This window comes from Actinosynnema sp. NPDC002837 (assembly GCF_040295345.1).
GTDB lineage: Bacteria > Actinomycetota > Actinomycetes > Mycobacteriales > Pseudonocardiaceae > Actinosynnema.
On the sequence record NZ_JBEOVG010000156.1, the window covers coordinates 1 to 10,798 of the forward strand.

A 10,798-nucleotide genomic window follows, 5' to 3' on the forward strand; every position below is an offset into this window, starting at 1 on the left:
GTGCTGGGGCGCCTGGCGCTGGTCGGGGCGGGGGCTGCGTACCCTGCTTTCGCCGGGGTGCGGGGCGAGGACGGTGTCGTCCTCGCCCAGCACCGACAACTTCAGGCTCGACGAGCCCGCGTTGACCACGAGCACGTCCATCAGTACGGCCAGGTCCAGTCGCGGATCTCGGGCAGGTCCTCGCCGTGCTCGCGGATGTGGGCGTGGTGGCGGGTGCGCTGGTCCTGCATGTGCTGGCGCAGGCCGGCGGCCTTGACACCCAGACCGGGGACGCGGTCGATGACGTCGATGACCAGCCGGTAGCGGTCCATGTCGTTGAGCACGAGCATGTCGAAGGGTGTGGTGGTGGTGCCTTCTTCCTTGTAGCCGCGGACGTGGATGTTGTGGTGGTTGGTGCGGCGGTAGGTCAGGCGGTGGATCAGCCACGGGTAGCCGTGGTAGGCGAACAGGACCGGTTTGTCGGGGGTGAACAGGGCGTCGAACTCGTGGTCGGGCATGCCGTGCGGGTGCTCGGTCTCCGGTTGCAGGCGGGCCAGGTCGACCACGTTGACCACGCGGACCTTCAGCTCGGGCAGGTGCTCGCGCAGCAGGGCGGTGGCGGCCATGACCTCCAACGTGGGTGCGTCGCCGGCGCAGGCCAGGACCACGTCGGGTTCGGTCAGGCCGTCGTCCGTGCCCGCCCACTCCCAGATGCCCGCGCCACGCGCGCAGTGCAGCGCCGCTTCCTCGGGGCTGAGCCAGTCGGGGGTGAAGTTCTTGCCCGAGACGATGACGTTGACGTAGTCGCGGCTGCGCAGGCAGTGGTCGGCCACCGACAGCAGGGTGTTGGTGTCGGCGGGCAGGTAGACGCGGACGACCTCGGCCTTCTTGTTCATCACGTGGTCGATGAAGCCCGGGTCCTGGTGGGAGAAGCCGTTGTGGTCCTGCCGCCACACGTGCGAGGACAGCAGGTAGTTCAACGACGCCACCGGACGCCGCCAGTCGATCTCGCGATGAGTCTTGAGCCACTTGGCGTGCTGGTTGAACATCGAGTCCACGATGTGGGTGAACGCCTCGTAGCAGTTGAACAGCCCGTGCCGACCGGTCAGCAGGTAGCCCTCCAGGAACCCCTGGCACAGGTGCTCCGACAGCACCTCCACCACCCGACCGTTGGTGTCCAGGTGCTCGTCGGTGGACAACTTCGACGCGAGCCACTGCTTCGCGGTCACCTCGAACACCGCGTCCAACCGGTTCGACGCGGTCTCGTCCGGGCCGAACACGCGGAAGTTCCTCTCAGCCTCGTTGAGCGTCATCACGTCCCGCAGCATCCGGCCCAGCGCGCGGGTCGGCTCGGAGGTGGTGGTGCCGTGCTTGGTCACCTCGACCGAGTACGGGGTGGTGCCGGGCATCCGCAGCTCACGCAGCAGCAGACCGCCGTTGGCGTGCGGGATCGAGCCCATGCGCAGCTCACCGCGCGGGGCGAGCGCGAGCAGCTCGGGTCGCGGCCGTCCGTCGGTGTCGAACAGCTCCTCGGGGCGGTAGGAGCGCAGCCACGCTTCCAGCTGCCGGAGGTGGTCGGGGTTGTCGCGCACACCGGCGAGCGGGACCTGGTGCGAGCGCCAGGTGCCCTCCACCGGCACGCCGTCCACTTCGGACGGCCCGGTCCAGCCCTTCGGGGTGCGCAGCACGATCATCGGCCAACGGGGACGCTCGGTGTCCCCCGCGCGGGCAACCTCCTGGATGCGGCGGATCTCGTCGAACACCTCGTCGAAGACCTCCGCCATGCGCGGGTGCAGCACGGCCGGGTCGTCGCCCTCCACGTAGTACGGCGCGTAGCCGTAGCCGCGCAGCAACGAGTCCAGCTCCTCGTTCGGGATGCGCGCCAGGATCGTCGGGTTGGCGATCTTGTAGCCGTTGAGGTGCAGGATCGGGAGCACCGCGCCGTCGTGGGCCGGGTCGAGGAACTTGGTGCCGTGCCAACTCGCCGCCAGCGGCCCGGTCTCGGCCTCACCGTCGCCGACCACGCATGCCACGACCAGGTCGGGGTTGTCGAACGCCGCGCCGAACGCGTGCGCCAGGGAGTAGCCCAGCTCACCGCCCTCGTGGATCGACCCCGGCACCTCCGGCGCGACGTGGCTGGGCACGCCGCCGGGGAAGGAGAACTGGCGGAACAGCTTGCGCATCCCCTCGCCGTCACGCGGCACGTTCGGGTGCGTGTCGGTGTAGGAACCCTCCAGCCACGTGTTGGCCAGCAGCGCCGGGCCGCCGTGCCCCGGCCCGGTCACGAAGAGCACGTCCTGGGAACGGTCGTTGATCACGCGGTTCAGGTGGGCGTAGAGGAAGTTCAGGCCCGGCGTCGTGCCCCAGTGGCCGAGCAGCCGGGGCTTGATGTGCTCCGGGGTCAGCGGCTCGATCAGCAGGGGGTTGTCCAGCAGGTAGATCTGCCCTGCCGAGAGGTAGTTCGCGGCCCGCCAGTAGGCGTCGACCAAGGACAAGTCCGGCGCGGTGTTCTCCGGCTGCTGCGACATCTCGCTCTCCTGACCAGGGTTGGGGGTGTTGGTTCCCAGCCTGGTTCGGCCGTCGGGCCGGCCCCAGTTCCGGGAGTCCCTGCCGGCCGGGACTTTGGTCACTGTCGACGTTTTCGGCGCAGGGGGAGTCTGGAGGCATGAGCCACGTGCACGAGATCGTCAACATCCGGGTCGACCTGGCCACCGGACTGCCCGGCGAGGCCGCCGAGTACGCCCGCGCCAAGGTCGCCGCCATCGCCAAGTACGCCCCCGCCGACATCTCCTACGCCAAGGTGCGGCTGAGCACCGACGGGCCGCGCCTGCTGGTGGCGCACGCGACGCTGGACGTCAACGGCACGCCGGTCAACGCCGACGCGACCGCAGAGACCTACCAGGAGGCCGTGGACCTGCTGCACGACAAGCTGCAGCACCAACTCGCCGACATGGGCCGCTGAACCCGTCGTCACGGAGCCGGTGATCCGGGAGCGCTGGACAGCTCCCGGATCACCGGCTCACTTGCGTCGCAACCACTTCTCCACTTCGACGACCCCGTAGGCGACGACGGCCAGCGCCACCACGGCCGTCCAGTCACGCCAGCCGATCGGCGCGGTGTGGAACAGGGTGTTCATGAACGACGCGTAGGTGAACAGCAGTTGGAGGGCGGCGGTGACGGCGATGCCGACCACCAGCCAGGGGTTGCGGCGGAAGCCGACGCGCGGCCGGAGGTCGCGCAGCGACCGGCAGTTGAACAGGTAGGCGATCTGGGCGGCCACGAAGACGTTCACCGCGACCGTCCGGGCCTGGTCCAGCGTGCCGCCGTGCAGGTGGAACGCGGCGAACGAGCCGGCCAGCAGCACGGCCGACACCAGCAGGATGCGCTGCATCAGGGCCCCGGTCAGCAGCGGCAGGGACGGCGGCAGCGGCGGGCGTCGCATGACGTTCGGCTCACGTGGTTCGAAGGCCAGCGTCAACCCGAGCGCCACGGCCGTGGTCATGTTGATCCACAGGATCTGCACCGGCAGGATCGGCAGGGCGGTGCCCAGCAGGATCGCGGTGAGGATGACCAGGCCCTCCGCCATGTTGGTGGGCAGGGTCCAGATGATGAACTTGCGCAGGTTGTCGAAGACCGCGCGCCCCTCCTCCACCGCGGCGCGGATGGACGAGAAGTTGTCGTCGGTCAGCACCATGTCGGCGGCCTGCTTGGCCACCTCGGTGCCGCCGCGGCCCATTGCCACGCCGATGTCGGCGCGCCGCAGGGCCGGGGCGTCGTTGACGCCGTCGCCGGTCATCGCGACCACGTGCCCGTCCGCCTGGATCTGCTTGACCAGCCTCAGCTTCTCCTCGGGTGACACGCGGGCGTGCACGGCGTCGTCGGGCAGGGAGAAGTGGGTGGCGATGGCGCGGGCGGTGCCGAGGTGGTCGCCGGTGATCATGCGGACCTCGATGCCCGCCTCCTGGCAGGCGCGGACCGCCTCGATGGCCTCGGGTCGAGGTGGGTCGTGCATCGCCTGCAGGCCCAGCGGCACGGCGCCGTGCAGAGCGTCCTCGGTCAACGGGCTGCCTTCGGGCACGTGCGCTCGCGCGAACGCCAGCACGCGCATCCCCTCGTGCGCGAGCTGATCGGCTTCGGTGTGGTCGGTGGAACCGGTGAACTCGAAGATCCGCTCCACCGCGCCCTTGAGGTAGACCACGCCGCCGGCGTGCCGGGTGGCCATGAACCGGCGTTGCGAGGTGAACGGCAGCTCGTCCACCCGTTCGGGCACGTCGTCGGGCGTCAGCCCGGCTTTGCGGGCCGACACGACCAGCGCCGCCTCGGTGGGGTCGCCGACGGCGGTCCACCGGTCGTCCTGGAGCACCAGGTGAGCGTCGTTGCACGCCAGCCCCGCCAGCAGCACGTCACGCACGGCCGGTGACGGCGGCGGGAACTCCCCCAGCGGCGAGTAGCCGATGCCGTCGACCTCCCAGCGCTGCCCACCGGCGACGACCTGGCGCACGGTCATGGCGTTGGCGGTGAGCGTTCCGGTCTTGTCGGTGCAGATGACCGTGGTGCTGCCCAACGTCTCCACGGCGGGCAGGCGGCGGATGACGGCGTTGCGCCGGGCCATGCGGGCGACGCCGATGGCCAGCGTCACCGTGACCGCCGCGGGCAGCCCTTCGGGGATCGCGCCGACGGCCAGGGCGACGGCGGCGGTCACCATCTCGGCGAACGGCTCGCCGCGCAGCACGCCGATCACGACGGTGACCGCGGCCAGGCCGAGGATGACGGCGGTGAGCAGCTTGCTGAACCGGGCGAGCTTGCGGGTCAGCGGCGTCTGCACGGTCGTGGTGGTGCCGACCAGTCGGTGGACCTGCCCGATCTCGGTGTCCGCGCCGGTGGCGACCACCACGCCACGCCCGCCACCAGTGGTGACCAGCGTGCCGGAGTAGGCCATGTTGGTGCGGTCGGCCAGCGCGGCGTCGTGCGGCACGGGCAGCGGGTCCTTGGCGGACGGCTGCGACTCACCGGTCAACGCGGACTCGTCCACGCGCAGCTCGCGCGTGCGCACGAGCCGCAGGTCGGCGGGCACCTGGTCGCCCTCCTCCAGCACCACGAGGTCGCCGGGCACGAGTTCGTCGGAGGTGATCCGCGCGGCGGTGCCGTCGCGGATCACCGTGGCCTCGGTGCGGACCATGGCTTCCAGGGCGTCGAGCGCGCGTTCGGCGCGAACCTCCTGCAGGTAGCCGACGATCGCGTTGACCAGCACCACGCCCAGCACCACGGAGGCGTCCACGGTCTCGCCCAGCACGGCGGTCAGCGCGGCGGCGGCCAGCAGCACGTAGATCAGCGGGTTGTGGAACTGGGCGAGCATCCGTCGCAGACGTCCGGGGCCGCGGCGTTCGGGCAGCTTGTTCGGTCCGAGCGAGGCCAGCCGCTCGGCGGCGCCGACGCCGGACAGGCCGGTGTCGGCGTCGGTCTCGGCGAGCAGCACGACCTCGTGCACCGGCATGCCGTGCGGCGTGGCCTCGCGTTCAGCCGTGGTCGACGGCATGACGGGTCTCCGGGAAGCTGACGTCGACCACGCCGGGCACGGCGCCCGCGAGCACCGCGGCCACGTGGCGGTCGCGTTCATCGTCCAGCTCGTCCACGATCGCCACCCGACCGTCCACCACGGACACCGTCCAGCGGTGCGGGCCGGCGTAGAGGCCCAAGCGGTGCCGGACCTCGGCGGCCAGCGTGCGGTCGTCGCGACTGATCGCCCGCAGCATGTCGCGGCGGGTGACGATGCCGACGAGCCGCTTGCCGTCGACCACGCACGCGCTGCGCACGCCGTGCTCCAGCATCCGCCTGGCCAGCTCCGCGACGTCCGTGCCGGGCGACGCGCCGGCGACCGGCTCGCTCATCACGTCGGCGACCGTCCTGCGCGGGACGGGACGCGCTCGTGACGGTTGCCCGTGCACCAGCGAGCGCGGGTCGACCGGCAGCCGGTCGCGCAGCGCGTCGGTCTCGGTGACCACGCCGACCAGGGTGCCGGCTCCGTCGACCACCGGCAGGGCGGTGAACCCCTTGGTGGCCAGCAGCGCCACGGCGTCACGCGCCGGCGTCTCGGGCGAGACGGTCACCACCTCGCGCGTCATGAGGTCGCGGACCCTCATCGCCCGGCCTCCTGTCCCGCGCGGACCTCGACCCCGTCGTGCCGCTCGTCGCTCGGAGGAAGGACGACCACGGGCACGGTCGCGTGCCGCACGCAGTGCGCGCTGGTGCTGCCCAACAGGACGCGCCGCAGCCGGCTGCCGCTGTGCGAGGCCACCACCAGCATCGACGCGCCCCGCGCCTGTGCTTCCAGCGCCTCGGCGGCCGGTCCGCGCACGCAGTGCCGGATGATCCGCGGGAACCTCAGCCTGCCCACGGAGGCGGCGCGCAGCGCGTCCTCGACCAGCGCCTCCGACCGGACCCGCGCGTCCTGCTCGGACGTCATCGCCCAGTCGGCCAGCGGCTCGTAGGCGTAGGCGTTGACCACGTGCAGCGGAAGCTCGCGCTGCACCGCCTCGTCCATGGCCCAGCGCAGCGCGCGGTCACCCGCGGGGGTGCCGTCGATGCCGACCACGATCGGACCTGCGTTCATGACTTCACCTCGTTCAACTCGATGACGATCTCCGGCGCTCGCCGGAGCGTGTTGTGGACGGTGCAGTGCTGGACCACGGCCAGCAGGGCGGTCTTGTGCCGCTCGGACAGCCCGGACGGCACGCGCACGGTCAGCCACACCTCGGCGACGCGGTCGAGCGGGTCGGACGCCGTCCGGTACTCGGCGGTCACCGCCAGGCCTTGGCGCGATCGGCCGTGGCGGTCGAGGAACCGGCCCGCGTAGAAGGCGGTGCAGGCGGCCATCGACGCGACCAGCAGCTCGACCGGGCTCGGGCCCAGGTCGTGGCCGCCGGACGCCGCCGGTTGGTCGGTGCGGACCCGGTGATCACGCAGCCGGACCACGTACTCCTCACCGGACTCGTAGGTCACCTCGACCGGGGCGGTGGCGATGACGGTCATGGCGTCCTCCTCGGGTCGCGGAGCCGGCGCAGGAACGGGTCGACCGGCTGGGCGGGCGCGACGCGCACCCTCGCGTCCACGGCCAGCGCGCGGTGGTCGGTCAGGACGAGCGGGTTGAGGTCGAGCTCGGCGATCTCCGGGACGAGTTCGGCCAGTCGGCCGACCCGCAGCAGCACGTCCCGCACAGCCGCCTCGTCGTAGTCGGCGAACACCCGGCGTGCGGCGCGGAAGCCGTGCAGCAGGTCGTCCACGTCCGCCTCCGACAACGGCGCGAGCGCGGCGGCGCGGTCGTCCACCAGGTCGGTGTCCACCCCACCCAGACCGGTCACCACGAGCGGCCCGAACTGGGGATCGGTCACCACGCCGACGATCAGCTCACGCCCCCGCTCGGCCATGGGCTGCACGAACACGCCGTGCAACCGATCGCCGAACCGCTCGCGCAGCGACTCGAAGCCGTAGGTCACGGCGTCCTCGCCGGCCAGGTCGAGCAGCACACCGCCGCCCTCGCTCTTGTGCAGCAGCCCGCGTGCCACGGCCTTGAGCACGACCGGCCCGCCGAAAGACTGCTGCGCCGCCACCGCCGATTCGGCATCAGGCACCAGCACGCCGCCGAGAACGGGCAGCCCGAACGCGGTCAGCAGGCGCACCACCTGGTCGGGTTCCAGCCAGCCGCCTCCGGGCTCGGCGGTGAGGTGCTCGGCGACGACGGCTCGGGCAGTCGGCAGGTCGGTCCCAGGCAGCTCGGTCGGCCCCGGCGGCGGACGGCGCAACCACGCTGCGCGCTCGACCAGCGCGGCCAGCACGGCGGCGGCGCGGGCGGGTTCGGCGTAGCAGGCGATACCGTCGGCGCGCAGCGACACCGACCCGTCCTGGTCGGCGCTCACCGCTAGCACCGGCATGGCCGTGCGGTGGATGCCGCCCGCCGGGTCGCCCAACGAGGTGGGCACGGTGACCGCGATGACCGCGTCCACCGCCGGGTCGGCGACCAGGACGTCGAGGCAACGGGCGAACGTCGCGTCGTCCACGACCGCCGTCGTGTCGACCGGGTTGTGCGGGCTCGCGGTGCCGGGAAGCAGCGACGTGAGCGCCTCGACCGTGCCCGGGCCCAGGTCGGCGATGGTCAGCCCGTGGTGGACGCAGGCGTCCGCGGCCAGCACACCCAGCCCGCCCGCGTTGCCCAGCACGGCCACACCGCGACCGGCGGGCAGCGGCGTGGCGTGCAGCGCGGCCAGCACGTCGACCATCTCGCCGACGCCGTCCACCGCGATCACGCCCGCCTGCCGGAACAGCGCGTCCCGGGTTACCGCCGGGGTCGCGGTCGAGGCGGTGTGGGAGGCGGCGGCACGCTGACCGGCCTCGCTGCTCGCGGCCCGGATCGCCAGCACCGGCTTGCGGCGCGCCACCCGTCGGGCCAGGCGCGAGAACTTGCGCGGGTTGCCGAACGACTCCAGGTACAGCGCCACCGCCCGGGTCCGCTCGTCGCGCTCCCACCACAGCAGCAGGTCGTTGCCGGACACGTCGTACTTGTCCCCGGTCGAGACCAGCTGCGAGGTGCCCAGACCCAGCCGCCGCAGCCGCTCGGCCGCGGCGATCGCGACACCACCGGACTGGGTGACCAGGCCGATCCCACCCGGTTCCGTCCGGTCGCGGGTGAAGGTCGCGTCCAGCCTCACGTCCGGGTCCGTGCTGGACACGCCCACGCAGTTCGGGCCGACCATGCGCATGCCGTGCCGCCGCACGACCTCCAGCAGTCCGTCGGGATCGACGCCGGAGGTGATCACGACCAACGCCTTCACCCCACGCCGACCGCAGTCCTCGGCGACCCGCGCGACCGCCTCGGCGGGCACGCACACCACCGCCAGCTCGGGCGCCTCGGGCAGGTCGGTCACCCTCGGGTGGCACTTCACCCCCAACACCCGCCGGGCGTGCGGGTTCACCGCGTACAGGGCTCCGGCGTAGCCGCCGTCGAGCAGGTTGGCCAGCACCGCGTTGCCCACGGAGGACGACTTGCGGCTCGCGCCGACCACGACGACCGAGGCGGGCTCGAGGACCGCGCGCAGGCTGGCCACGTCGGCGGCCTGCTCGCGGTCGGCGATGGCCTCCAAGTACCGCTCACCGGGGTCGAGACCGAGGTCGACGCGCACCTCGCCGTCGGCCGCTGCGGACGTCCACACCAGACCGAGGTCGGCGAAGACCCGCAACATCTTCGAGTTCACCGCGAGCACGTCCGCGCGGAACCGCCGCACGCCACGCCGCCTGGCCAGTGAGACAAGGTGTTCCAGCAGCAGCGTGCCGACGCCGTGGGACTGCCGGTCGTGCGCCACCACCAGCGCCACCTCGGCCGTGTCGTCGTCCAGCAGGACGTAGCTCGCGGCACCCACCAGCACGTCCGAGTCGAGCGCCCCGATCACCACGTGCAGCGGCTCCCCCGGTGACGTCAGCCGAACGACGAACTCGTCCAGGTGGCGGGGCGCGGCGCTGAAGAACCGCAGGTAGCGGTCGTCCACCGGCAGGTCGCGGTGCAGCGCGAGCAGGGCGTCCGCGTCGGCCGGGCCCAGCTCGCGCACCGCCACCACCGACCCGTCCGCCAGCAACGCCCGGTCGACGTTCAGCGCGGCGGTCACAGCAGCGGTCCCGGCGTGATGACGGGCTTCGGGTCGACGTGCTCCGGCTTGGGCGCGCGCAAGACCACCACGGGGCAGGTGGCGTGGTGCACGCAGTAGGAGCTGACCGAACCGAGCAGGGCACCGCGGATGGGTCCCGCTCCCCTGCTGCCGACCACGAGCAGCGCCGCGTGCTCGGACGCCTTGGTCAGCACGTCGCGGGCGTCGCCCTCGGCGAGCACCGCGCGGACGTCGCCACCGGCCTCCGCCACGACCTCGTCGAGCACGTGCTGGTGCTCCTCGCGCAGCTTGTCGCGGTCCATCATGGCGGCGACGGTCGCCGACATCGGCCCGATCACCATGGCGTGGTCCACGTGCCAGGCGAGGACCGCCTCGACCGCGCAGCCGCGCAGCTTCGCCTCCTCGACCGCCCAGTCCAGCGCGGTCCGGCTGACCGGTGAGCCGTCCACGCCCACCACGATCGTCTCGTCCATGTCCCCTCCTCGGGTGTCGCTCCCAGCCTCCCGACGCGGGAACGGCCTGGTCAGTGGCCGCGGTCCCGTCAGCTCCGGGACCTTCGACCCTGAAGGCGGTGCGGGGTGGGCGGTGGTGCGCATCGGCCCCGACGGGTGGTGGCTTAAGCCCCTGTCGGTCAGGCCGGCGCAGGGCGAACGCTCCAGGTGAACGGAGAGGAGAAGGCCATGATCCTGGTTGGTGTGGACGGCTCGCCGGCGAGCCGTGCGGCGCTGCGCTGGGCGCTGGCGCAAGCGGTGAAGACCGGTGACACCGTCGAAGCGACGATGGCGTGGCTGCGCGAACCGGAGTTCGTGGCGGCGACGTCGATGGGCGTGCACCCGCACGCCGACACCCCTGGCCACCGGCACCCGGCGCGCGAGCTCCACGCGATCGTGCGGGACGTCCGTGCGACCGTGCCGGGCGCGCCGCCGGTCGCCGAGGTGACCATCACCGGTGACGCGGGCACCGCGCTGGCTCAAGCGTCCCGGCAGGCGGACCTGCTCGTGGTCGGCACCCACGGGCACAGCAGGCTCGCCGAGCTGGTCCTGGGCAGCGTGGCGGCGGATTGCCTGCGTCACGCGACGTGCCCCGTGGTGGTCGTGCCGCCCGCCCGGACCTGAGGCCCGCGGCGCGACGATCGACGAAGGGGACCGGCCTGGTGGCCGGTCCCC

Annotated in this window: 9 protein-coding genes; 2 read left to right on the forward strand and 7 right to left on the reverse strand. The window is 72.4% G+C overall.

Annotation, left to right across the window (positions count from 1 at the left end):
• Window positions 1-140: 140 nt before the first annotated feature.
• On the reverse strand, window positions 141-2,507 hold the full coding sequence (locus ABTZ99_RS43635; protein ID WP_499619017.1) for a phosphoketolase family protein: 2,367 nt from the start codon (window positions 2,505-2,507) through the stop codon (window positions 141-143).
• Window positions 2,508-2,644: 137 nt separating this feature from the next.
• Between ABTZ99_RS43635 and ABTZ99_RS43640 the strand changes: the two genes are divergently transcribed.
• Window positions 2,645-2,941 carry an HPF/RaiA family ribosome-associated protein gene (locus ABTZ99_RS43640; RefSeq protein ID WP_498785536.1) on the forward strand — a complete coding sequence of 99 codons (297 nt, stop codon included), beginning with the start codon at window positions 2,645-2,647 and terminating at the stop codon, window positions 2,939-2,941.
• Window positions 2,942-2,998: 57 nt separating this feature from the next.
• On the opposite strand, the gene ABTZ99_RS43645 is transcribed toward ABTZ99_RS43640, so the two are convergent.
• Genes ABTZ99_RS43645 through ABTZ99_RS43670 form a run of 6 tightly spaced genes read right to left on the reverse strand, consistent with a single transcriptional unit; the run spans window position 2,999 to window position 10,105 of the window.
• A complete protein-coding gene (locus ABTZ99_RS43645; RefSeq protein ID WP_499619018.1) occupies window positions 2,999-5,515 on the reverse strand; it encodes an HAD-IC family P-type ATPase in 2,517 nt (838 codons plus the stop codon).
• Window positions 5,496-6,119, reverse strand: a complete 624-nt coding sequence (locus ABTZ99_RS43650) for a CBS domain-containing protein (protein ID WP_499619019.1) — start codon at window positions 6,117-6,119, stop codon at window positions 5,496-5,498. The genes ABTZ99_RS43645 and ABTZ99_RS43650 overlap by 20 nt, the downstream gene beginning before the upstream one ends.
• Complete coding sequence (locus ABTZ99_RS43655; protein WP_499619021.1) at window positions 6,116-6,589, reverse strand: universal stress protein; 474 nt, start codon at window positions 6,587-6,589, stop codon at window positions 6,116-6,118. Before ABTZ99_RS43655 ends, ABTZ99_RS43650 begins: the two co-directional genes overlap by 4 nt.
• Window positions 6,586-7,008: an OsmC family protein gene (locus ABTZ99_RS43660; protein WP_499619023.1), complete on the reverse strand. Its 423-nt coding sequence runs from the start codon at window positions 7,006-7,008 to the stop codon at window positions 6,586-6,588. Before ABTZ99_RS43660 ends, ABTZ99_RS43655 begins: the two co-directional genes overlap by 4 nt.
• Entirely contained in the window at window positions 7,005-9,632 is a 2,628-nt protein-coding gene (locus ABTZ99_RS43665) for a bifunctional acetate--CoA ligase family protein/GNAT family N-acetyltransferase (RefSeq protein WP_499619025.1), read from the reverse strand. Before ABTZ99_RS43665 ends, ABTZ99_RS43660 begins: the two co-directional genes overlap by 4 nt.
• Complete coding sequence (locus ABTZ99_RS43670; RefSeq protein ID WP_499619027.1) at window positions 9,629-10,105, reverse strand: universal stress protein; 477 nt, start codon at window positions 10,103-10,105, stop codon at window positions 9,629-9,631. The genes ABTZ99_RS43665 and ABTZ99_RS43670 overlap by 4 nt, the downstream gene beginning before the upstream one ends.
• 207 nt (window positions 10,106-10,312) lie before the next feature.
• On the opposite strand from ABTZ99_RS43670, the gene ABTZ99_RS43675 reads away from it, so the two are divergent.
• Window positions 10,313-10,747 (forward strand): universal stress protein, encoded by a 435-nt coding sequence (locus tag ABTZ99_RS43675; RefSeq protein WP_498785550.1) that lies wholly within the window; start codon window positions 10,313-10,315, stop codon window positions 10,745-10,747.
• Window positions 10,748-10,798 lie beyond the last annotated feature (51 nt).